This window comes from Pseudomonas sp. S2_F03, assembly GCF_054668335.1.
This window is the reverse complement of sequence record NZ_CP162759.1, coordinates 4,663,520-4,686,466: the sequence shown is the minus strand read 5'-3', so window position 1 is coordinate 4,686,466 and position 22,947 is coordinate 4,663,520. Positions and strand designations below refer to the sequence as shown.

Here is a 22,947-nt window from a genome sequence, read left to right as displayed (position 1 = left end):
CTCTCCTCAGGGTTTCGACTGGCCGTTGATTTCGTCTTGCAGCACCTGGTCAATGTTCTTGAAGCTGTTGTTCACCAGAGGTTTCACGTCTTTTTGCGGCACATGGCACTGATTGCAGAAATACCGGCGTGGCGATACCGCGGCCAGCGCCTGACCATCACGGTCCATGTAGTGGGTGATGCTGATCATCGGCGCCTGAGTGCGAGCGCTATTGGCGCGGCTATGACAAGACAGGCACTTGTTGCTGTTCTTGTCGATGCGGTATCCCCGAGTGCTGTGCGGGATGGTGGGCGGTTGCTCGGGATAATTGCGCTCGCGCTTGAGGTCCTTGTTCTCGTCTTCAGCTATCGGCGGGGCCGGGAACTCCTGCGTCAAGGTCCCTCCGGGTCGCCGACCATCCGGCGCCGGGGCGTCCAGCGGGTAACCCGGCTGCGCCGCGAATGCCGCTGGCAACCCAACCAGCAGAGCAGCAAGCAAGGACAGCGAACGACAATTCATCAGAACTCTCCTTATGCCGTCTTGATCACTTCAATCCTGATCGCGCATTTTTTGTAATCAGTTTGTTTGGAGATAGGGTCCGTCGCATCGAGCGTGACTTTGTTGATCAGCCTGTTGGCATCGAAGAACGGTACAAACACCAGGCCTTCGGGTGGCTTGTTACGCCCTCGGGTTTCGATGCGCGCACGCATCTCACCGCGCCGACTGATCAGTTTCACTTCGCTGCCACGGCGGGCATTCAAGGCTTTCGCATCCGCCGGATGCATGTAGACCAAGGCGTCGGGGACCGCTTTATAGAGTTCCTCAACGCGCTGCGTCATGGTCCCGGTGTGCCAGTGCTCAAGGACCCGGCCGGTGCTGAGCCAGAACGGGAAGTCCGCGTCCGGGGACTCTGCTGGCGGCTCGTAAGGGAGCGCGAAGATGATCGCTTTCTTGTCGGGATAGCCATAGAACTGCACACCGCTGCCCTTCTCCACGTAAGGGTCATACCCCTCTCGGAAACGCCAGAGTGTTTCCTTGCCCTCGACGACGGGCCAGCGCAATCCACGTTCGGTGTGATAGCGATCAAACGGAGCAAGGTCATGACCGTGGCCACGGCCGAACTGGGCATATTCTTCGAACAGCCCTTTTTGCAAGTAAAAACCAAAATCCCGGGCCTCGTCGTTTTGATAACCCGCCGCCATCTGATCCAGTGGGAACTGATCGACCTGACCGTTCTTGAACAGCACCTCATACAGGGTCTTGCCCTTGTACTGCGGTGACGTGGTCAACACCTCTGCCGACCAGACCTCATCGGTTTTAAAGCGCTTGGAAAACTCGACCAGTTGCCACAGATCAGACTTGGCCTCACCCGGTGCCGAGACCAATTGATGCCAGAACTGCGTACGCCGCTCCGCGTTGCCATAAGCGCCCTCTTTCTCGACCCACATCGCGGTGGGCAGAATCAGATCGGCCGCTTGGGCGGAGACCGTGGGGTACACGTCCGAGACCACCACAAAGTTCTCGGGGTTGCGCCAGCCCGGCAACACTTCCTGCATGATGTTCGGACCGGCCTGCATGTTGTTGCTGGCCATCGTCCAATACACGTTGAGCACACCGTCCTTGAGCATGCGGCTCTGCTGCACGGCGTGAAACCCGACCTTTTCATTGATGGTGCCCGGCGGCACTTTCCAGATCTGCTCGGCCTTGGCGCGATGCGCCGGGTTGGTGACCACCAGGTCGGCGGGCAAGCGATGGGAGAACGTGCCCACTTCGCGCGCCGTCCCGCAGGCCGAAGGCTGGCCCGTCAGGGAGAATGGACTGTTGCCCGGCTCGCTGATCTTTCCGGTCAACAGGTGGATGTTGTAAATCAGGTTATTGGCCCACACGCCACGCGTGTGCTGGTTGAAGCCCATGGTCCAGAACGAAACCACTTTGCGCTTGGGGTCAGCATACAGTTCGGCCAACGCCTTGAGGCGCTCGGCTGGCACGCCGGTTTCCTTGGCCGTGCGCTCAAGCGTGTAAGGTTTTACGAACGCCGCGAATTGCTCAAAATCGATATCGGTCCAGGTATTCGCCTTGGCGGCATTGCGCGCCTTCATCTCCAGCGGATTATCGGCACGCAAGCCGTAGCCGATGTCATCCGTACCTTTGGCGAACTTAGTGTGCTTGCTGACAAAGTCCTTGTTGACCGAGCCGCTTTCAATAATGTGATTGGCAATGTAGTTGAGGATAAACAGGTCAGTCTGTGGCTTGAACACCATGGGAATGTCGGCCAACTCAAAACTGCGATGCTCGAAGGTAGAAAGCACCGCGACCTTGACGTTGGGCTGGCTCAATCGGCGATCCGTCACCCGACTCCAAAGAATCGGATGCATCTCCGCCATGTTTGAACCCCACAACACGAACGCGTCGGTGACTTCGATATCGTCATAACAGCCCATCGGCTCATCGATACCGAACGTACGCATAAACCCCATGACCGCGGACGCCATGCAATGACGTGCATTGGGATCAATGTTATTTGTGCGAAACCCGGCCTTCATCAACTTGTTGGCCGCATACCCTTCCCAGACGGTCCACTGACCAGAACCGAACATGGCGATTGATTCAGCCCCTTTGTTTTTTATCGCCTCCTTAAACTTCAATTCCATCACATCAAACGCTTGATCCCAGGACACCGGCTGAAACTCGCCCTGCTTGTCATACTGCCCGTTGGTCATGCGCAACAGTGGCTGAGTCAGGCGATCAACGCCGTACATGATCTTTGACAAGAAGTAGCCTTTGACGCAGTTCAGCCCGCGATTGACCTCGGCTTTCACATCACCGTGAGTGGCGACCACCCGATTGTCCTTGGTCGCCACCATCACGCTGCACCCGGTACCGCAAAAACGGCAGGGTGCCTTGTTCCAGTCCAGGGCCACCCGGTCTTCTTCGGTGATGAGATTACTGGCAGAGGTAAATACCGGAAGTCCCGCAGCCGCCGCAGCAATCCCGGCAGCCTGGGCTTTGACAAATTCTCGCCGCGTCATAGGCATGTGCTTTCTCCCGTCACATCGAGAATCTCGTGATAAACGAGGGAGGCATTGAGCACACCCGGCAAGTTGTTGATCTGGTTTATGCGCTGGGAAATCTCGCTTTCCTTTTCCATCTCCAGCACCACCACCAGTTTGCCGGCGAGACTTTCCTGATGCAGTTCAACGCCATTGAGCAAACGCAAGTTAGCCTTCACCGCCTCGAACAACTCAGGACGAGCAAGCACTACCAGACTGGCAATATGCAGCGTCTTTTCCATGATCAGTACTCCCCGTCATGCCACTAAGAGGGACAACAATCAATTGGGTGGTCCGGGAGGGCCAAGCAGCATTTGCAGAAACCAGACAAAGAAACCGTAACCACCCACTATCGCCACCGACAGCACTGGAAAAAGAACAACAATCAGAAAAAAGAACAGGCGAGTTTCTTTGCGCACTTGCTGGGTAGAGTCATCCGCTGATGGCATGGTGATCGCTCCTGCCAAACTTTGAATTGAGCCTAGATGGCCTGCCTGGGAAGCTCTACGATTCGGATCAACGGTAAGGGTAAAGCGCTTCCAATGCGATTTAGAAGCGCTAGATAACAACTAACAGCCGATAATTATTCTTGTTTTGGTTGCTCGCCGACTAACGTTAACGCTCAACTTTGCCAATTTCATAATCACGCAACTTGTTGGCAATGGTGGTATGAGAAACACCCAGGCGCTTGCCCAATTGCCGGCTGCTGGAATGCTCCGAATACAGGCGTTCCAACACCGCTTTCTCGAAACGCCCGACAATCTCGTCAAGCCCGCCTTCCAGCGAAAAATCGCCAAGCGGCTGACGCACACCGTAATCCGGCAGACGAATATGTTCGGCCTTGACCGTCCCGCCCTCACACAACGAAACCGCCTGGAACAACACGTTTTCCAATTGCCGGACGTTACCCGGCCAGTGGTAATGACTGAGCCGCTCCATCGCGGCCGGTGCCAGTTTCGGCAGCGGGCATCCGATTTGCCGGCTGGCCTGATCGAGGAAGTGCTCCACCAGCGGCGTCAAACCATCAAGGCATTCACGCAGTGGCGGGATGTGCAGCGACAACACATTCAAGCGGTGATAAAGGTCTTGGCGAAACTCGCCCCGCGCGCACAGTTCGGACAAATCCACTTGGGTCGCGCAGATCACGCGCACATCGAGGTAGACCTCTTCATCACTGCCCACACGACGGAAGCAACCGTCCTGCAGGAAGCGCAGCAATTTCACCTGCAAGCGCGGGCTCATTTCTCCCACGCCATCGAGAAACAGCGTACCGCCCGCCGTCAGTTCCAGCAGCCCGAGCTTGCCTTCGGCGCGTGCGCCTTCGAAGGCACCGGGGCCATAGCCGAACAATTCGGTCTCGGCCATCGACTCCGGCAGCCCGGCGCAGTTGAGTGCCATCAGGGGTGACTGCCCGCGCGGGCTGGCCAAATGACAGGCCCGGGCCAACAATTCCTTGCCGGTGCCGGTTTCGCCTTCTATCAAAAGCGGCGCATCCAGCGGCGCCATGCGCCGGGCTTCGCGCACCACGGCCGCCATGACTTTCGAGCTTTGGAAGATGCTGTCGAACCCACGCAGTTCCTGCTTGCGCACGTTATAGATGCGCTCCCCTACCCGGTCCGCGCGGTGCAGCGTCAGGACCGCGCCGGCCATGGCTTCGCTGTCGTCATGTTCCGATTGCAGCGGCGCGATGTCCGCCAGAAACACGTCGCCCTTGACCTTGACCCGCAGCCCGTTGATTCGCGACTTGTTGGCGCGCACCAGTTCCGGCAAATCGAAATCCTCGGCATAACGCGACAGCGGAATCCCCGGCACTTCATCCACCCGCACCCCGAGCAACTGCGCCGCCGCGCGGTTGGCCGCAACGATGGAACCGCCCATGTCGATCGACAACACCGGAAACTCCAGGGCACCGAGCAACGCATTGAGTTCCATGTGCCGACGCTCGCTGGGCATCAGCCCTACGCGCTTGACGCCGAATACGCCGGCAATCGATTCAAATTTCGGACGCAGCGCCTGGAACTGAATGTTGATCAGGTTCGGGCAATGCAGGTAGATCGCGTTGCCATGTTCGCCGCCGACCTCACCGCGGGCGACGTTGATCCCGTACTCAACCAGCAAGTTGAGAATGTCGCGCAGGATACCGATACGGTTCTGGCAGTGGACTTTGATACGCATATAAATGGCCCGAAAAACGATAAATGAGGTCAGTGCCTGCACACATTCCCTGTGGGAGCCGAGCTTGCTCGCGATAGCGGTGTACCAGCCGACATCCATGCTGAATGTGGCCCCCTCATCGCGAGCAAGCTCAGCGCCTACAGGGGAATCGCAGCGCTCAACTGAACGTGCCGGCAGAATTTTTCTGTCGAGCGTGAAGATAGTCGTCAAGATTATGTGACACCTTTGCACCATTTCAAACCCGCGAATCTCAACAGCTAGGCCATAGCCGTCAATCCGTAACGAATTCTTTACGAAAAATAGCGAATTTTCCTACGCAATAAGCCGTCACCCTGCTGCAACGCCGCAATCCTTGGGGTATTTCTAGGTCCATAGCAGTACATAACAAGAACGAATCCCCTCGCAGGAGAGCAGCATGAAGCAGACGCAATACGTGGCTCGCGAGCCCGATGCGCAAGGTTTTATCGACTACCCCGCTGAAGAGCATGCGGTGTGGAACACGCTGATTACTCGTCAACTGAAAGTGATCGAAGGTCGTGCGTGCCAGGAGTACCTGGACGGTATCGAAAAACTCGGTCTGCCCCACGACCGCATTCCGCAACTGGGCGAGATCAACAAAGTCCTCGGTGAAACCACCGGCTGGCAAGTGGCCCGGGTTCCGGCGCTGATCCCCTTCCAGACTTTTTTCGAGTTGCTGGCCAACAAGCAGTTTCCGGTGGCGACGTTTATTCGTACCCGCGAAGAGCTGGATTACCTGCAAGAGCCGGACATTTTCCACGAGATTTTCGGGCACTGCCCGCTGCTGACCAATCCCTGGTTTGCCGAATTCACCCACACCTACGGCAAACTGGGCCTGCAAGCGACCAAGGAAGAACGCGTTTACCTGGCGCGCCTGTACTGGATGACCATCGAATTCGGTCTGGTCGATACCGCTGAAGGCCTGCGCATTTACGGCGGCGGCATTCTTTCTTCTCCAAAAGAAACCGTTTACTGCCTGTCGAACGAACCTGAGCATCAGGCGTTCGATCCGCTGGAATGCATGCGCACGCCGTATCGCATCGACATCCTGCAACCGCTGTACTTTGTCCTGCCGAACCTCAAGCGTCTGTTTGATGTGGCTCATGAAGACATCATGAGCATGGTCAAACAAGGCATGCAGCTGGGCTTGCACACCCCGAAATTTCCGCCAAAGGCTGCGTGATCCGCTGCTTTTAGAAACAAGTGAGCCTGTCAGGAACCGACGCTTTGGTTTAGCGTGGTGTTACTGACGGCCGATTTCCAATCATTCGATTTCAGGTACACATCATGTCCACATTGAACCAAGCCCACTGCGAAGCCTGCCAAGCCGGTGCCCCTCAGGTCAGCGACGAAGAGTTGCCGGTACTGATCAAGCAGATCCCAGACTGGAACATCGAAGTACGCGACGGCGTGATGCAGCTGGAAAAGCTGTTCCTGTTCAAAAACTTCAAACACGCGCTGGCGTTCACCAATGCCGTTGGCGAGATCTCCGAGGCCGAAGGTCACCACCCGGGCCTGCTGACCGAATGGGGCAAAGTCACCGTCACCTGGTGGAGCCACTCCATCAAGGGCCTGCACCGCAACGACTTCATCATGGCTGCGCGCACTGACGAAGTGGCCAAAGACGCCGAGGGCCGCAAATAATGCATTTCGACGCCATAGGTCGAGTCCCCGGCGACCCGATTCTCGGCTTGATGGAGGCTTATGCGCAGGACCCCAACCCGCGCAAATTCGACCTCGGCGTGGGCGTCTATAAAGATGCCCAGGGCCTGACGCCGATTCCGCAGTCGGTGAAGCTTGCCGAGCAGCGTCTGGTGGATCGTCAAACCACCAAGACCTACATTGGCGGTCACGGCGAACCGGCCTTCGGCAAAGCCATCAATGAGCTGGTGTTGGGTGCCGATTCCGCCTTGATCGCCGGGCAACGGGCCGGGGCGACCCAGACCCCGGGCGGCACCGGTGCATTGCGCTTGAGCGCCGACTTCATCGCCCAGTGCCTGCCGGGCCGTGGCGTGTGGCTGAGCAACCCGACCTGGCCGATCCACGAAACGATTTTCGCGGCGGCCGGGGTCAAGGTCAGTCACTACCCGTACGTGGGCAGCGACAACCGCCTCGACGTCGACGCTATGCTCGCGGTACTCAGCGAAGCGCCGAAGGGCGACGTGGTGTTGCTGCACGCCTGTTGCCACAACCCGACCGGTTTCGACTTGTCCCACGACGACTGGCACCGAGTGCTGGACGTGGTGCGCAGTCGAGACCTGTTGCCGTTGATCGACTTCGCTTACCAGGGCTTCGGCGATGGCCTGGAGCAGGATGCCTGGTCGACCCGGTTGTTCGCCGCGGCGTTGCCGGAAGTGCTGATCACCAGTTCCTGCTCGAAGAACTTCGGTTTGTACCGCGACCGCACCGGCGCACTGATTGTCTGTGCAAAAACCGCTGAAAAGCTCGTGGACATCCGCAGCCAGCTGGCCAACATCGCGCGTAACCTGTGGTCGACGCCACCGGATCACGGCGCGGCCGTAGTCGCGACCATTCTTGGCGATCCGGAGCTGAAAAGCCTCTGGGCCGACGAAGTGGAAGCCATGCGTTTGCGCATCGCCCAATTGCGCAGCGGCCTGGTCGAAGCGCTGGAGCCACATGGCTTGCGCGAGCGCTTTGCCCACATCGGCGTGCAACGCGGGATGTTTTCCTACACCGGGCTGTCGCCGGAGCAAGTAAAAAACCTGCGGGACCATCACAGCGTGTACATGGTCAACTCGGGCCGGGCGAACGTGGCGGGCATCGATGCTACGCGTCTGGATCTGTTGGCCGAGGCAATCGCCAAGGTTTGCAAATAACCCCCCGCCTTACGCTGATCGTTCCCACGCTCTGCGTGGGAATGCAGCCCGGGACGCTCCGCGTCCCTTCCAGAGCCGAACGCGGAGCGTCCGTTGAGGCATTCCCACGCAGAGCGTGGGAACGATCAGCGCAGGCTGCGCCAACTCCTACACAGACCTGTCTAGACAACCCCTTCCGTCGCAACAATTGGATATAAAAGTCCGATTGTCATTTTTACTGCTGTATTCTGCCCAAGCTTTTTAAAAGCGCGGATCTACCAGATCTATCAACAGACTTTGCGAGGAGCGCGAAACATGCACGAGATTCCTAATCTCCCCTTCCCAAGCCTGCACGAAACTGAGCAGACAACCACGCAACAAGCCGGCGCCCAACAGCCCGAGCCAAAAAAAGAAGCCACTGAACGCCGCCAGGCCGACAGCGAAGACTGAAACACCTGCAATGCCAGACCGTGTGGAAAGCGCTAACATGCGCTTTCCACACCGCCTGAACCCTTGAGCTACACACCATGACCGATGAATTCAGCGAGACCCAAGCCAGCGTCCTGATCGGCACCGCCGAGAAGATGATCGATATCTGGAATCGCCTTTCCCCCGAGAAACAAGCCGCGTTGCTCGCCCGTTTCGGCAGCGAAGAAAACGCCTTGGCCGCCCTGGTCACGACGCAACTGGTTGCCCCTGCCAAGCCCTGATTCACCCCGTCCGGCAAATAGTTTTACTTTTTCCACGACCCGCAGCCGCTCGCGCCGCTATCATAAGCAGCCTATCTATCCTGCTTTCCCGTGGACCTTTACCCATGTCTGAAAACCAGCGCCCCCTGGCGGTCACGCTGCAAGTCGTTTCCATCGTTCTGTTTACCTTCATCGGCTACCTGAATATCGGCATCCCCTTGGCCGTATTGCCCGGCTACGTCCACAGCGACCTGGGTTTCGGCGCAGTCATCGCCGGCCTGGTAATCAGCGTGCAATACCTGGCCACCCTGCTCAGCCGCCCTTACGCCGGGAAAATCATCGACAACAAGGGCAGCAAACTGGCGGTGATGTACGGCCTCGCCGGTTGCGGCTTGAGCGGCGTGTTCATGTTGATTTCGGCCTGGACCCAGAGCCTGCCGACCCTGAGCCTGATCAGCCTGCTGATCGGCCGCCTGGTACTCGGCAGCGCGGAAAGCCTGGTCGGTTCAGGCTCGATTGGCTGGGGCATCGGCCGGGTTGGCGCGGCGAACACCGCCAAGGTGATTTCCTGGAACGGCATCGCCAGCTACGGCGCATTGGCCGTCGGCGCGCCGTTGGGTGTGCTGTTGGTCCATCAATTAGGCTTGTGGAGCATGGGCGTGAGCATTGTGCTGCTGGCCATTCTTGGCCTGGCACTGGCCTGGCCAAAAACCGCTGCGCCAATCGTGGTCGGCGAACGCCTGCCGTTCATGCATGTGCTGGGGCGCGTGTTGCCGCATGGTTGCGGTCTGGCGCTGGGCTCGATTGGCTTCGGCACCATCGCCACCTTCATCACCTTGTATTACGCCACGCAACACTGGGACAACGCGGTGTTGTGCCTGAGTTTGTTTGGCGCCAGCTTCATTGGTGCACGCTTGCTGTTCGGCAACTTGATCAACCGCCTCGGCGGCTTTCGCGTGGCGATTGCCTGCCTGTCCGTGGAAACCCTGGGCTTGTTGCTACTGTGGTTGGCACCGGACGCCCATTGGGCGTTGGCCGGCGCGGCGCTGAGCGGTTTCGGGTTCTCGCTGGTGTTTCCAGCGCTGGGCGTGGAAGCGGTCAACCTGGTGCCGGCCTCCAGCCGTGGCGCGGCCGTCGGTGCTTATTCGTTGTTCATTGATTTGTCGCTGGGGATTACCGGACCGCTGGCGGGGGCCATTGCCGCCGGATTTGGTTTTGCCTCGATCTTCCTGTTCGCCGCCCTCGCCGCGTTGAGCGGTTTGATGCTGAGCATTTACTTGTACCGGCAAGCACCGAAGCAACGCGAAGCGCGTGAGTCGCGTTAAAAATCGACCTTGCCGCGTCCGGCCTTGATACTCCCGCGCTGGCTCTTCGATTCGAGCCGACGCTTTTTTGAACCCAGCGTCGGTTTGGTCGGGCGGCGCTTCTTTTCGACTTTGGTCGCGCTGAGGATCAGTTCGGTCAACCGTTCCAGCGCATCGGCGCGATTGGCCTCCTGCGTGCGGTATTGCTGAGCCTTGATGATCAACACGCCTTCGCTGGTGATGCGACTGTCGCGCAGTGCCAGCAACCGCTCCTTGTAGAACTCGGGCAAGGACGAGGCCGGAATGTCGAAACGCAGATGCACGGCGCTGGAAACCTTGTTGACGTTCTGGCCGCCGGCACCCTGAGCGCGAATGGCCGTCAACTCGATCTCGGCATCCGGCAGATGCACGTTGTTGGAAATTACCAGCATGTAAAAGCGTCCGGGTTCAGAGTGCGCAGGATACCGCGAATAGACCGGTGCAACGCGCCCCTGTAGGAGCATGGCTTGCCCGCGGTGAACGAAAACGCGGTGTACCTGGTAAACCACGGTGTCTGAATCGCGGGCAAGCCATGCTCCTACAGGGATTTTGTGTGAACCCTGAAAACAACAAACCCGGCACATGGCCGGGTTTGTTGTTTCTGCGCCCTGCGCTTATTTAGCGCTGGAGCCTGTCGCCTGCAGCGCATGCTGCGCACTGCGCTTGTTCTTGATGCCGTAGCAAATCCACATGAACACGACCCACACCGGAATCGCGTACACCGAGATCTGGATCCCCGGAATCAGCAGCATCACGCACAGGATAAACACCACGAACGCCAGGCAGATGTAGTTCCCGTACGGGTACCACAGCGCCTTGAACAGCGGCGTTTGTTTGGTCTTGTTCATATGCTGGCGGAATTTGAAGTGCGAGAAACTGATCATCGCCCAGTTGATGACCAGGGTCGCGACGACCAGTGACATCAACAGTTCCAGCGCATTTTGCGGGATTAGGTAGTTCAGCAACACCGCAATCAGCGTCACCGCGGCCGAAGCGAGGATCGAACGCACAGGCACGCCGCGCTTGTCGATCTTCGACAAGGCTTTCGGCGCATCGCCCTGCTCGGCCATGCCCAGCAGCATGCGGCTGTTGCAATAGGTGCCGCTGTTGTACACCGACAACGCCGCGGTCAATACCACGAAGTTGAGGATGTGCGCGGCGGTGTTGCTGCCGAGCATCGAGAACACTTGTACGAACGGGCTGCCGCTGTAGGAATCACCTGATGCATTCAGGGTGGTCAGCAGGGCGTCCCATGGCGTCAGCGACAACAGAATGACCAACGCGCCGATGTAGAAAATCAGAATCCGGTAGATCACCTGGTTGATGGCTTTCGGGATCACGGTTTTCGGCTTGTCCGCTTCTGCTGCGGTGAAACCGAGCATTTCCAGGCCACCGAAGGAGAACATGATGATCGCCATGGCCATCACCAGACCGCTGACACCGTTCGGGAAGAAACCACCGTGGGACCACAGGTTGCTGACCGACGCTTGCGGGCCGCCGTTACCGCTGACCAGCAAGTAGCTGCCCAGGGCAATCATGCCCACGATGGCCACAACCTTGATGATCGCGAACCAGAATTCGGCCTCGCCAAAGACTTTGACGTTAGCCAGGTTAATCAGGTTGATCAGGACGAAGAACCCGGCTGCCGAAACCCAGGTCGGGATCTCCGGTGCCCAGTAGTGGATGTATTTGCCGACTGCGGTCAGCTCCGACATGCCCACCAGGATGTACAGGATCCAGCAGTTCCAGCCCGACAGGAAGCCGGCGAAACCACCCCAGTATTTGTGCGCGAAGTGGCTGAAGGATCCGGCCACGGGCTCTTCGACGATCATTTCGCCGAGCTGGCGCATGATCATGAAGGCAATGAAGCCGCAGATGGCGTAGCCGAGGATCATCGACGGGCCGGCGGACTTCAGCACCCCGGCCGAGCCGAGGAACAAACCGGTGCCGATCGCGCCACCGAGGGCAATCAATTGAATGTGGCGGTTTTTCAGGCCGCGCTTCAGCTCGCCTGAATTCGAGTTTTGTCCACTCATGAAAAGGCTCTCACGTTCTGCATAGTTACAACGGTCATGCGTCACCTGTTTGTTTTTATCTGTGACGAAATCGAACCCGACACACTCGTGGCGTGGCGGAGTGAACAAGACGGGTAGCCTTGAGGTTTGCGCATTTGCGCAGGAGGTCACAGTTAAAACGCGGCGCATTGTACACCCGTAACCCCCTGCTGCCAGACCCGCTGGATCAGCGTGTTGTAAGCCGGGATTGCCTGTGTCCGCCCCGAGTGTCCCGGGCGGCTGCAAATAGAGAGTCAGACCCTTGCGGGCCATCGACGGGAACGATTGAAAAATCGCCCCACGGGGAGAGATGGAGATGAATCACGGCGTACATTGCGCCTCCTTCTTGTTATGCACCTGCACGACAGGCATGCGGCGCATCTGACCCTGCATGGCGTGCTGAAACAAGCGGGGGAGAGCCTTGGAGCGAGAATGGAGCGGTCACGAAATGGAAGAATTTTCTTACAGTTCCCGGGAGAAGGGAGTTTCATGGGGTTAATGGGTGGTTTTCGTAAAGTATTCGTTACAGGGCGTAACGACGGTTTTCCATTCTGGAAATGGCGGAGCCTGAGTTGACGCCTTCGCGGGCAAGCCCGCTCCCACCATTGGCGCGATCGTTCCCATGCTCCCCGTGGGAATGGCTCACCGGAGGCTCCGCGTTCGGCTTTGAAGGGACGGGCTGCATTCCCACGCGGAACGTGGGAACGATCAGTCAGCCAAAAAAAAACGCCATCCCGAGGGATGGCGTTTTTATGCAGCGCTTACCGATTACTCAGGTTTGCGACGACCGAAACCCGGACGCTGGCCCGAACCGGCTGGCGCGCCGCGGCGCTTGCCCGATGGTGCGTCCTTGTCGACCAGGACGATGCCCGGGCGTTTCTTCGGCGCAGGCTTGGCCGGGCGCTTGGTATCAGCAGGACGGTCTGCCACTGGCGTTCCGCGACCGGCTGGAGCACCGCGATCGCTGCGGCCGCCGCTTGGCGCACCACGGCCTTCGCCACGTTCAGTGCGGCCGTTGGCCGGGCGTGGAGTGCGTGGACCGCGCTCGCCGTCTGCACGAGGTGCAGCAGGTTTGCGGGCCGGGCGCTCGCCTTCGATCTGCGGCTCGCGAGAATCACGCGCCGTGGCCGGGGCACCCGCCGCTGGACGCAACGTACGCACGCGCTCGGTCTTGCCCATCGGACGCGACGATTTACGCTGCATACGATCGAGCTTGTCTTTGCTCTTGGCGTTCAACTGTGGCATCGCGACCGGCGTCAGGCCAACCTCGGCACTCAGAATGTCGACTTCGTACTGGCTCATTTCGCGCCAGCGGCCCATCGGCAGGTCGGAGTTGAGGAACACCGGACCGAAGCGCACGCGCTTCAGACGGCTGACCACCAAGCCCTGGGATTCCCACAGGCGACGAACTTCGCGGTTACGACCTTCCATCACCACGCAGTGATACCAGTGGTTGAAACCCTCACCACCTGGCGCTTGCTTGATGTCGGTGAACTTGGCCGGGCCGTCTTCGAGGACAACGCCTGCTTTCAGACGCTCGATCATCTCGTCATCAACTTCGCCACGTACACGTACCGCGTATTCACGATCCATTTCATAGGAAGGGTGCATCAGGCGGTTGGCCAATTCACCGTCGGTGGTGAACATCAGCAAGCCGGTGGTGTTGATGTCCAGGCGACCGATGTTGATCCAGCGACCTTCTTTCGGACGCGGCATCTTGTCGAATACGGTCGGACGGCCTTCGGGGTCGACACGGGTGCAGATTTCACCGTCGGGCTTGTTGTACATGATCACGCGGCGTACCGACTCGGCGGCTTCTTCGCGCTTGATCACCTTGCCATCAATGGTGATGGCGTCATGCATGTCGACACGCTGACCGAGCGTGGCGTCTTTGCCGTTGACCTTGATGCGGCCGTGGCTGATCCAGGCTTCCACGTCACGGCGCGAGCCGACGCCGATACGGGCGAGGACTTTCTGCAGTTTTTCGCCTGCTGGGCCGATTTCCTGGTCGTCTTTCTGGTCGTCTTTCTGGTCGTTGATACTCATCTGGGCACCTCCCGGTGTGGTCTGTTCAGGCTTTGCCTGAAGCGATGTAAATCTGTGCACTTGGGCGAAGGGATCGCCGAAGGGTCGCGAATCATACGCTCATGCGGGCGATTTCGCATCAGAGACTAGCTGATGATCACAGCGTTACTGGTTTTTCCGCCGACCGGTGGCACCGTACGCGTATTGAGCTTGTGTAGGAGCCGAGCTTGTTCGCGATAGCGGACGTCCATTCACTTTGATGTTGAATGTGCTGACGTCATCGCGAGCAAGCTCGGCTCCTACAGGACTGGGGTCAGTCGTCGAATTCGCGGCGTTCGGCTTCGATGGCCTCGGCGAGTGCCCGGGCTTCGGCTTCTTCGTCGCTCAACTCGGGCTCAGGCTCGGGTTTCGGCTGTTCAAGGGCCGCGACGGCAGCCAGGAGTTTTTCGCGAGCTTCGGCGACGCCTAGCACGTCGTCTTCAAGCTCTGGCTCCGGCTCCGGCTCTTCTTCGACTGTGGCTTCTGGCTCTACCTGAAGTTCATTGTCGATTGGCGGCTCAACCGCGGTCATCTCGCCGTCACGCAACAAATCATCGAAATCAGTCTTGAGCCCCTCCTCCATGGTGTCCAGTTCCAGCAACAATGTGTGGAAACTGGTTTCTTCCTTGGGTTCTTCCGGCTCGGCGCTGGCGTCCGCCAATTCCTGCAGGCTGGCAGGCACGGGGGCGTCGTCGAAATCGAGAACCGGGTCCGGTTCAAGTTCGCGCAGTTCGGCCAGCGGCGGCAGATCGTCGAGGTTCTTCAGGTTGAAGTGGTCGAGAAATGCCTTGGTGGTGGCAAACATCGCCGGTTTGCCGGGCACATCGCGGTAGCCAACAATGCGAATCCACTCGCGTTCCAGCAGCGTCTTGACGATTTGGCTGTTGACCGCCACGCCCCGCACGTCTTCGATTTCGCCCCGGGTGATCGGCTGGCGATAGGCAATCAGGGCAATGGTTTCGAGCATGGCGCGGGAATAACGCTGCGGGCGCTCCTCCCACAAGCGCCCGACCCACGGCGAAAATTTCTCGCGGATTTGCAGGCGGTAGCCCGACGCCACTTCCTTCAGCTCGAAAGCGCGGCCGTCGCAGGATTTGGCCAAAATCGTCAGCGCTTTCTTGAAGACCGGCGGCTCTGGTCGCTCGCCCTCTTCGAAGAGTTCGAACAGTCGTTCAAGCGATTGCGGTTTTCCCGAGGCCAACAGAAAGGCTTCAAGCAGTGGCGCCAGCTCGCGGGGTTCAGTCAGGTTCATGATTCAACTCGTTATTCGGCTCGGGCCCGCACATGGATCGCTGCGAACGGCTCATTCTGCACCAGCTCGACCAAGGATTCCTTGACCAATTCGAGGATTGCCATAAAGGTCACCACCACCCCGAGCCGCCCTTCCTCCGCCGTGAACAGCTCGACAAAGGGCACGAAACCACCACCCTTGAGCCGATCCAGCACATCGCTCATGCGTTCGCGGGTGGACAGCGCCTCGCGGCTGACCTGGTGACTTTCGAACATGTCGCCACGGCGCAGGACCTCGGCCATGGACAACAGCAATTCCGACAGACGCACATCCGGCAAGAGCTTGCGCGCCCGGGCTTCGGGGGCATCCAGCTTGGGCACGACGACATCGCGACCGACCCGGCTCAGGCCGTCGATGCCTTCGGCGGCCGCCTTGAAGCGCTCGTATTCCTGCAAACGACGGATCAGCTCGGCGCGCGGGTCGTCTTCTTCGTCTTCAATGGTTTCGGCGCGGGGCAAGAGCATCCGCGACTTGATTTCGGCCAGCATCGCGGCCATCACCAGGTATTCGGCGGCCAGTTCCAGGCGCACCGACTGCATCAACTCGACATACCCCATGTACTGACGGGTAATTTCCGCCACCGGGATGTCGAGGATGTTGATGTTCTGTTTACGGATCAGGTACAGCAACAGGTCGAGCGGGCCTTCGAAGGCTTCGAGAAACACTTCGAGCGCATCCGGCGGGATGTACAGGTCCAGCGGCATTTCCAGAACCGCCTGGCCATAGACCATCGCGAAGGGCAGCTCTTGCTGGGCTCCGGCTTGACTGTCGACAACGGGTTCTACTGCAGACATCTACGCCTCGGCCATGAACGGCGAAGGGTCGCCGCAACCGACACGGATCACTTCCGGCTCGCCGTCGGCGAGATTGATCACGGTGGACGCCTTGATCCCGCCGAAACCGCCGTCAATGATCAGGTCGACCTGATGCTCAAGCAATTGACGCATTTCGTATGGGTCGGTCAACGGGTCGATGTCGCCGGGCATGATCAGGGTCACGCTCATCAGCGGCTCACCCAGCTGTTCCAGCAGCGCGAGGGCAATCGGATGGCTCGGGACACGCAGGCCGATGGTGCGCTTTTTCGGGTGCAGCAACAGGCGCGGGACTTCGCGGGTAGCGTTGAGAATGAACGTGTACGGCCCCGGCAGGTGCGCCTTGAGCAAGCGGAACGTGCCAGTATCGATTTTGGCGAACAGCCCCAGCTGGGAAAGGTCGCTGCAAATCAACGTAAAGTTGTGTTTGTCATCCAGCCCGCGCAAACGGCGCACGCGATCCACGGCATTCTTGTCGCCGATCTGGCAACCAATGGCATAGGACGAGTCTGTGGGATATACCACCACTCCGCCGCTGCGAATGATCTCGACGGCCTGTTTGATCAGGCGTGCTTGTGGGTTTTCCGGATGAATCTGGAAAAATTGACTCACATTCTCTACCTGTTCAGACGGCGGCAATATTTGGGTCATGTTTGAATCGACACCACAGTGGTGGCAGATCCTCCGGCAGAGGTCGGTATTCACCGATCTCGGACCAGCCTCCAGGGCCATGAAAATCACTGCCGGCGCTGACCAGCAGACCGAACTCGCGAGCAAGAATCGCCAGGCTGCCCACTTGCTCGGCGGGCTGATGGCCATTGACCACTTCAATCGCATGGCCCCCGGCTTGAATATAGTCAGAAATCAGCCGACGACGCTTGCTGCGTGTGAAATCGTAATGCCAGGGATGCGCCAGGCTGACCCAAGCCTTTGCCGCGCGCAGGGTTTCGACGGTCTCTTCCAGGGTCGGCCAGTGTTGCTTGACGTCGCCCAGCTTGCCGGCGCCCAACCATTTGCGGAAGGCTTCGGCGCGATCCTTTACATACCCTTCACGCACCATCCAGTCGGCGAAGTGCGGGCGGGCCGGCGCGTTGCCGCTGTCGCCCAGTTCCTGCTGTATGGCCCGGGCACCGTCCAGCGCGCCCGGCATGCCTTTCAATGCGAGTTTTCGGCCAATTTCCTCGGATCGCAGCCATCGGCCATCGTGCAACTTTGCAATCGCCTCGACCAACGCCGGCGCGTTTACATCAAACCCGTAACCCAATACGTGAATGGTCGCGCCGCCCCAGGTGCAGGACAATTCGACGCCGTTGACCAGCTGCATCCCCAGCGCCGTTGCCGCGGTGCGGGCCTCATCAAGGCCCTCGAGGGTATCGTGATCGGTCAAGGCCAGGACTCGCACGCCTTTCTCGAACGCACGCGCAACCAGTACCGCAGGCGCCAGGGCGCCATCGGAGGCCGTGCTATGGCAGTGCAAATCAACATTCACAGGACTTTGTTACCTCAAATCAGCTGGCGCTATCGCGCGCCCATATGTTTGTTATTATGCCGCCACATCCTGCTTCTGGCTGCCACTGTGAAACAATTCATCGATTTCATCCCGCTTCTTCTGTTTTTCATCGTCTTCAAACTCGATCCACGGGTCGTCGACATCGGCGGTCATGAATTGACTGTAGGCGGTATTTACAGCGCCACCGCGATGCTGATCATCAGCTCCCTGGTGGTGTACGGCACGCTGTTCATCAAGCAGCGCAAGCTTGAAAAGAGCCAGTGGCTGACGCTCATCGCCTGCCTGGTCTTCGGTAGCCTGACCCTGGCGTTCCACAGCGAAACCTTCCTGAAGTGGAAAGCGCCGGTGGTGAACTGGTTGTTTGCCCTGGCATTCATTGGCAGCCATTTCATCGGCGACAGCCTGTTGATCAAACGCATCATGGGCCACGCGCTGACCCTGCCGGAACCGGTCTGGACGCGTCTGAACATCGCCTGGATCGCCTTTTTCCTGTTTTGCGGTGCCGCCAACCTGTTCGTCGCGTTTACCTATCAGGACTACTGGGTCGACTTCAAAGTCTTCGGCAGCCTGGGCATGACGCTGCTGTTCCTGGTCGGCCAGGGCATTTACCTGTCCCGCCACCTGCACGACGCCGATACCACAACGCCAAAAACCGAGGACTGACATGCTTTACGCAATCATTGCCACAGACGTCGCCAACTCCCTGGAAGCCCGACTGGCCGCGCGCCCTGCCCACCTTGAGCGCCTGCAAGTGCTCAAGGGCGAAGGCCGCATCGTATTGGCCGGTCCACACCCGGCGGTCGACAGCAATGATCCGGGCGCGGCGGGTTTCACCGGCAGCCTGATCGTTGCCGAATTCGATTCCCTGAGCGCCGCGCAAACCTGGGCCGACGCTGATCCGTACATCGCGGCAGGTGTCTACGCCAACGTTCTGGTCAAGCCGTTCAAGCAAGTCCTGCCGTAACTTTCCCCCACAAATGCCCCCGTGCGGTGAACCTTGTCGGTTCATCGCGCTCTCAATCGCTCATTATTCTCGTTTGCCTGCCGATAACCTGCCCAATCACTCGATTGGAATCAGGAGTCGCGATGCGCAAGGGTCCGTTATGTCTGTTGTTGGTGACGTTGTCGATCATGGCCCCGGCTCATGGTGAAGAAGGCGTCGAGAGCGGTAATTCAACGCCGCTGTCCCTAAGCGCCGGCAGCCAGATCAGCGAGTTGCAGCAGCGCTTGAAGGCGAGCGAACAACAACGAGAAGAACTGAGCAAACAATTGCAAAATGCCGATGGCGAACGCGAAAGCGCTCAACTGAGCCGGTTGCGCCAAGAGAATCAGCGCCTCAAGCTGCAGCTCAAGGAAGTGCAGGCCAGCAGTCCGCTGCCACGCTTTCTGTCTGATCAGCAGCAGTGGTTTGTTATCGGCGGTGGAGTAGCGCTATTGGCCCTGCTCTGCGGTATCTTCGCCAGTGGTGCCACCAGAAAACGTCGGCAATGGCTGAATTGAGTGATTCATGAGCGAGCTGTTACTAATTGATGATGACCAGGAACTGTGCGAGCTCCTGGTCAGTTGGTTGAGCCAGGAAGGCTTTCAGGTCCGCGCTTGCCACGATGGCCAGAGTGCCCGCCGCGCGCTGGCCGAAACCTCCCCGGCCGCCGTGGTGCTGGACGTCATGCTGCCGGATGGCAGCGGTCTGGAATTGCTCAAGCAATTGCGCAGCGACCACCCGGACTTGCCGGTGCTGATGCTTTCAGCACGCGGTGAGCCACTGGACCGCATTCTCGGTCTGGAACTGGGCGCCGATGATTATCTGGCCAAACCCTGCGACCCACGAGAACTGACAGCCCGTCTGCGCGCCGTGTTGCGCCGCAGCCATCCGGCGGCCGTGTCTAGCCAGATGGAACTGGGAGATCTGTGTTTCAGCCCGGTGCGTGGCGTGGTCAGCATCGATGAACAGGAGTTCACCCTCACCGTCTCCGAAAGCCGCCTGCTTGAAGCCCTGCTCAAGCAACCCGGCGAGCCGCTGGACAAACAGGAGCTGGCGCAGATTGCCCTGGGCCGCAAGCTGACCCTGTACGACCGCAGTCTGGACATGCACGTCAGTAACCTGCGTAAAAAAATCGGCCCACACCCCGACGGCCGTCCTCGCATCGTTGCCCTGCGTAGCCGCGGCTACTACTACAGCCTCTGAAGCGTGTAGCAGCTGCCGAGCCTGCGAGGCTGCGTCCGGTGGCGCAGCCGTCGTAAACCCTGAGAGCGCGGTTTTCCTGAAAAACCGCAGCGGCTGATTTCACGACTGCTTCGCAGCCGAACGCAGCCTCGCAGGCTCGGCAGCTGCTACGTCTTGTGTTGTCAGTGAAGTGTTGGTTTTGTCAGGTCAGTACAAACCCGTCTTTACCCAAGCTTTACGCTCAGCTGACCGCCGCTGACCTTGATCTGCGTAATCTGTACTCATCCGGAACGTACCGGGAACGAGACAAGGAGATTCACCATGCGCAAGACTCTTATCGCTCTGATGTTTGCTGCCGCCCTGCCGACCGTTGCCATGGCCATGCCTGAAGGCACCGGCCCGATGGATGGCTCGATGGACGGCTCGCGCCACGGCGGTCAGATGCACGGCATGCACGGTAAAGGCCCGTACAGCCAGCTGGACCTGAGCCGCGAACAGCGCGAGCAGATCCGCAAGATCATGGGCGAACAGATGCACGAGCGTAAGCAACTGGTCGACAAATACCTGGAGAAACTCTCCCCGGCTGACCAGAAAGCCTTGAAAGACGAAATGACCGCCAAACATCAGAAAGCCGAAGCCGATGTGCGCGCCGTACTGAAGCCGGATCAACAGAAGAAATTCGACGAGATCCAGAAAAAACAGGCTGAGCATCGCGCCGAATGGGCCGAATTCAAGGCGTGGAAAGCGCAACAACCGCAAAAAGCGCAATAATGCGCTAACCCCGGACCCAACGGCTCAACCCCGTTGGGTCTGATTCCACTTAGTCAAATGTGGGAGCGGGCTTGCTCGCGAAGGCGGTGTGTCAGTCAACAGTGATTTGCCTGAGACACCGCCTTCGCGAGCAAGCCCGCTCCCACATGGATTTGCGTTTGTTTGAGGATTTTCTGTGCGCTCATTGTTCTGGCGTATCCTGGCCAGTTTCTGGCTGGCCATCGCTCTGGTGGCAGGGCTTTCCATTCTGCTGGGGCATATGCTCAACCAGGACGCGTGGATTCTCAGTCGCCATCCGGGCCTCAATACCTTGGCCGAACAATGGACGCAAACCTATGAATCCCAGGGTGAAGAAGCCGCTCAGGACATTCTGGAACAGCGCAAACGTCAATATCACATTGACGTTCAGGTGCTGAACGAGAGCGGTGACCCGGTGGTTCGAGGCACCTTCCCTCGTCGTGCTGCGGCGTTCGAAGCGCGGCAGAACAACGATGACCGGCGCCTGCCATGGCGTCGTTTGACCGCGGAATACACCAGCGAAAAGACCGGCGATACCTACCTGCTGATCTATCGCATCCCGCACCCTGAACTGGATTCATGGCACCGCGAAAGCCTGTTGTGGCCGTTGAGTGCCTTGGGCATTGCTCTGGTGGTGCTGACCTTGTTCAGCTTGTTCGTCACGCTGTCGATCACCCGCCCGCTCAGTCGTCTGCGCGGCGCAGTGCATGACCTGGGGCAAACGACCTATCAGCAGAACAGCCTGGTGAAACTGGCCAATCGCCGCGATGAATTCGGCGTACTGGCCAACGACTTCAATCGCATGGGCTCACGCCTGCAAAGTCTGATCGGTAGCCAACGGCAACTCCTTCGCGATGTATCGCACGAATTGCGCTCTCCGCTCGCCCGGCTGCGCATTGCACTGGCGCTGGCTGAACGGGCCACCCCTGAAGAACGGGAGAAGCTCTGGCCGCGCCTGACCCGAGAATGTGACCGGCTGGAAGCGTTGATCAGCGAAATTCTGGTGCTGGCGCGAGTCGACGCCGACAACGCCAGCGCCGAAGAGGTCGACCTCAACGCGCTACTCAATACGCTACACAAAGATGCGCAACTGGGCTCGCCGGAGCAGAGCGTGCGACTTGAAGCTGAGCCGCAACTGAACCTCAAAGGCTGGCCGACGATGATCGAGCGCGCCCTCGACAATCTGCTGCGCAATGCTCAGCGTTTTAACCCGGTTGGGCAGTCGATTGAAATGCAGGCCGTGCGTCAGGGCGAGCGGATTGTGGTCAGCGTGCGTGACCATGGGCCGGGTGTAAGCGCCGAGTATTTGAACCAGTTGGGTGAGCCGTTTTATCGGGCTCCAGGGCAGACAGCCGCCGGGCATGGCCTTGGATTGGCCATTGCGCGCCGCGCGGCAGAACGGCACGGCGGGAGCCTGGTGCTGGCCAATCATCCGCAGGGCGGGTTTATTGCCAGCCTGGAGCTGCCGTTGGTGCCGGGTGCTGTCGTCCAGCCATAAATGCAGTGATGATGCAAAAAGCACACAGCCTCGTTTCACTCGACAGCTGCTACAGGTGTACACATATCTCTGTAGCAGCTGTCGAGTGAAACGAGGCTGCGATTTTTTGAACGTCAGGATTTAGCGGGCCAGGCGCTGACAAATTCGGCCAGATCGACTTTCTCCGCCACTCGCGGTTCTTTCTGCGGCGTGCCCAGGTAGAGGAACGCAATCACCTCCTCCCCTTGCGCCAACCCCAACCCATTGGCCACATGCGCGGAATACGCCAAATCACCGGTGCGCCACACCGCGCCAATCCCCTGCGCATACGCCGCCAGCAAAATCCCGTGTGCCGCGCAGCCCGCTGCCAGCAGTTGTTCGGATTTCGGATATTTGACGTGATCCTGTAACCGCGCGATCACCACCACAACCAGTGGCGCCCGGAGTGGGCCGTTGCGCGCCTTGTCCAGCGCGGCCTCGGACACCTCGGCGTCTTGTAGCCTGGCGGCTTCAGCCAGCAACTCGCCCATCTGCTCACGCGCCGCACCCTCGACCGTCAGGAAGCGCCACGGCTGCAAATGACCATGGTCCGGTGCACGCATGGCGGCGCCAAACAGGACTTCGCGCTGCGCTGCGGTCGGTGCCGGGTCAAGCAGTCGTGGAACGGAAACACGGTTGAGCAAAGCGTCGAGAGCCTGCATCGGCCACCTCCTGAA

Annotated in this window: 25 protein-coding genes; 12 read left to right on the top strand and 13 right to left on the bottom strand. The window is 59.1% G+C overall.

The features are described 5' to 3' along the window. Positions 1-6: 6 nt before the first annotated feature. The 5 genes from AB4N76_RS21890 to AB4N76_RS21870 form a co-directional block, all read right to left on the bottom strand. A complete protein-coding gene (locus AB4N76_RS21890) occupies positions 7-498 on the bottom strand; it encodes a nitrate reductase cytochrome c-type subunit (protein WP_046032794.1) in 492 nt (163 codons plus the stop codon). A gap of 11 nt (positions 499-509) precedes the next feature. Next, positions 510-3,014, bottom strand: a complete 2,505-nt coding sequence (gene napA, locus AB4N76_RS21885; RefSeq protein ID WP_077430671.1) for a nitrate reductase catalytic subunit NapA — start codon at positions 3,012-3,014, stop codon at positions 510-512. Continuing rightward, complete coding sequence (locus tag AB4N76_RS21880) at positions 3,005-3,271, bottom strand: chaperone NapD (protein WP_046032792.1); 267 nt, start codon at positions 3,269-3,271, stop codon at positions 3,005-3,007. Before AB4N76_RS21880 ends, napA begins: the two co-directional genes overlap by 10 nt. 39 nt (positions 3,272-3,310) lie before the next feature. Then, positions 3,311-3,478 carry a periplasmic nitrate reductase, NapE protein gene (locus AB4N76_RS21875; RefSeq protein WP_046032791.1) on the bottom strand — a complete coding sequence of 56 codons (168 nt, stop codon included), beginning with the start codon at positions 3,476-3,478 and terminating at the stop codon, positions 3,311-3,313. 166 nt (positions 3,479-3,644) lie between these two features. Next, complete coding sequence (locus AB4N76_RS21870; RefSeq protein ID WP_046032942.1) at positions 3,645-5,204, bottom strand: sigma-54-dependent phenylalanine hydroxylase transcriptional regulator PhhR; 1,560 nt, start codon at positions 5,202-5,204, stop codon at positions 3,645-3,647. 415 nt (positions 5,205-5,619) lie between these two features. Here AB4N76_RS21870 and phhA point away from each other — a divergent pair, with 415 nt between their 5' ends. The 6 genes from phhA (at position 5,620) to AB4N76_RS21840 (ending at position 10,052) form a co-directional block, all read left to right on the top strand. After that, a complete protein-coding gene (gene phhA, locus AB4N76_RS21865; protein WP_027922317.1) occupies positions 5,620-6,405 on the top strand; it encodes a phenylalanine 4-monooxygenase in 786 nt (261 codons plus the stop codon). A gap of 104 nt (positions 6,406-6,509) precedes the next feature. Continuing rightward, positions 6,510-6,866, top strand: coding sequence for a 4a-hydroxytetrahydrobiopterin dehydratase (locus AB4N76_RS21860; protein WP_046032790.1), 357 nt, complete (start codon positions 6,510-6,512; stop codon positions 6,864-6,866). After that, a complete protein-coding gene (locus AB4N76_RS21855; protein ID WP_109786381.1) occupies positions 6,866-8,059 on the top strand; it encodes an amino acid aminotransferase in 1,194 nt (397 codons plus the stop codon). The genes AB4N76_RS21860 and AB4N76_RS21855 overlap by 1 nt, the downstream gene beginning before the upstream one ends. 294 nt (positions 8,060-8,353) lie before the next feature. Continuing rightward, positions 8,354-8,488: a hypothetical protein gene (locus AB4N76_RS21850; protein ID WP_256577151.1), complete on the top strand. Its 135-nt coding sequence runs from the start codon at positions 8,354-8,356 to the stop codon at positions 8,486-8,488. Between the two features lie 77 nt (positions 8,489-8,565). Beyond that, the gene (locus AB4N76_RS21845) at positions 8,566-8,748 is read left to right on the top strand and encodes a hypothetical protein (protein ID WP_046032788.1); all 183 of its coding nucleotides are present in this window, start codon (positions 8,566-8,568) and stop codon (positions 8,746-8,748) included. 104 nt (positions 8,749-8,852) lie between these two features. Further along, complete coding sequence (locus AB4N76_RS21840) at positions 8,853-10,052, top strand: MFS transporter (protein ID WP_077430674.1); 1,200 nt, start codon at positions 8,853-8,855, stop codon at positions 10,050-10,052. On the opposite strand, the gene arfB is transcribed toward AB4N76_RS21840, so the two are convergent. The 7 genes from arfB to AB4N76_RS21805 form a co-directional block, all read right to left on the bottom strand. Continuing rightward, positions 10,049-10,462: an alternative ribosome rescue aminoacyl-tRNA hydrolase ArfB gene (gene arfB / locus AB4N76_RS21835; protein WP_046032786.1), complete on the bottom strand. Its 414-nt coding sequence runs from the start codon at positions 10,460-10,462 to the stop codon at positions 10,049-10,051. The genes AB4N76_RS21840 and arfB overlap by 4 nt on opposite strands. Positions 10,463-10,684: 222 nt before the next feature. Then, positions 10,685-12,106, bottom strand: a complete 1,422-nt coding sequence (locus AB4N76_RS21830) for an amino acid permease (RefSeq protein WP_046032785.1) — start codon at positions 12,104-12,106, stop codon at positions 10,685-10,687. A 786-nt stretch (positions 12,107-12,892) separates the two neighbouring features. Continuing rightward, the gene (gene rluB, locus AB4N76_RS21825; RefSeq protein WP_460163512.1) at positions 12,893-14,170 is read right to left on the bottom strand and encodes a 23S rRNA pseudouridine(2605) synthase RluB; all 1,278 of its coding nucleotides are present in this window, start codon (positions 14,168-14,170) and stop codon (positions 12,893-12,895) included. A 292-nt stretch (positions 14,171-14,462) separates the two neighbouring features. Then, a complete protein-coding gene (scpB, locus tag AB4N76_RS21820) occupies positions 14,463-15,440 on the bottom strand; it encodes an SMC-Scp complex subunit ScpB (RefSeq protein WP_460163511.1) in 978 nt (325 codons plus the stop codon). An 11-nt stretch (positions 15,441-15,451) separates the two neighbouring features. After that, positions 15,452-16,273 carry a segregation and condensation protein A gene (locus AB4N76_RS21815; RefSeq protein WP_046032782.1) on the bottom strand — a complete coding sequence of 274 codons (822 nt, stop codon included), beginning with the start codon at positions 16,271-16,273 and terminating at the stop codon, positions 15,452-15,454. Continuing rightward, positions 16,274-16,903 carry an L-threonylcarbamoyladenylate synthase gene (locus tag AB4N76_RS21810; protein WP_033049013.1) on the bottom strand — a complete coding sequence of 210 codons (630 nt, stop codon included), beginning with the start codon at positions 16,901-16,903 and terminating at the stop codon, positions 16,274-16,276. A gap of 13 nt (positions 16,904-16,916) precedes the next feature. Then, positions 16,917-17,780: a PHP domain-containing protein gene (locus AB4N76_RS21805; RefSeq protein ID WP_046032780.1), complete on the bottom strand. Its 864-nt coding sequence runs from the start codon at positions 17,778-17,780 to the stop codon at positions 16,917-16,919. Between the two features lie 87 nt (positions 17,781-17,867). Between AB4N76_RS21805 and AB4N76_RS21800 the strand changes: the two genes are divergently transcribed. The 6 genes from AB4N76_RS21800 (at position 17,868) to AB4N76_RS21775 (ending at position 22,252) form a co-directional block, all read left to right on the top strand. Then, the gene (locus tag AB4N76_RS21800) at positions 17,868-18,464 is read left to right on the top strand and encodes a septation protein A (protein ID WP_046032779.1); all 597 of its coding nucleotides are present in this window, start codon (positions 17,868-17,870) and stop codon (positions 18,462-18,464) included. A gap of 1 nt (position 18,465) precedes the next feature. Then, on the top strand, positions 18,466-18,765 hold the full coding sequence (locus AB4N76_RS21795; protein WP_046032778.1) for a YciI family protein: 300 nt from the start codon (positions 18,466-18,468) through the stop codon (positions 18,763-18,765). 122 nt (positions 18,766-18,887) lie between these two features. Next, positions 18,888-19,301, top strand: coding sequence for a translation initiation factor 2 (locus tag AB4N76_RS21790; RefSeq protein ID WP_046032777.1), 414 nt, complete (start codon positions 18,888-18,890; stop codon positions 19,299-19,301). 7 nt (positions 19,302-19,308) lie between these two features. Further along, positions 19,309-19,986 (top strand): response regulator transcription factor, encoded by a 678-nt coding sequence (locus AB4N76_RS21785; protein ID WP_046032776.1) that lies wholly within the window; start codon positions 19,309-19,311, stop codon positions 19,984-19,986. A 300-nt stretch (positions 19,987-20,286) separates the two neighbouring features. Next, positions 20,287-20,736 (top strand): Spy/CpxP family protein refolding chaperone, encoded by a 450-nt coding sequence (locus tag AB4N76_RS21780; RefSeq protein WP_046032775.1) that lies wholly within the window; start codon positions 20,287-20,289, stop codon positions 20,734-20,736. Between the two features lie 175 nt (positions 20,737-20,911). Then, entirely contained in the window at positions 20,912-22,252 is a 1,341-nt protein-coding gene (locus AB4N76_RS21775; RefSeq protein WP_046032774.1) for a sensor histidine kinase, read from the top strand. Between the two features lie 113 nt (positions 22,253-22,365). Here AB4N76_RS21775 and AB4N76_RS21770 read toward each other — a convergent pair whose 3' ends face one another. Continuing rightward, positions 22,366-22,932 carry a nitroreductase family protein gene (locus tag AB4N76_RS21770; protein ID WP_046032773.1) on the bottom strand — a complete coding sequence of 189 codons (567 nt, stop codon included), beginning with the start codon at positions 22,930-22,932 and terminating at the stop codon, positions 22,366-22,368. Positions 22,933-22,947: the final 15 nt, after the last annotated feature.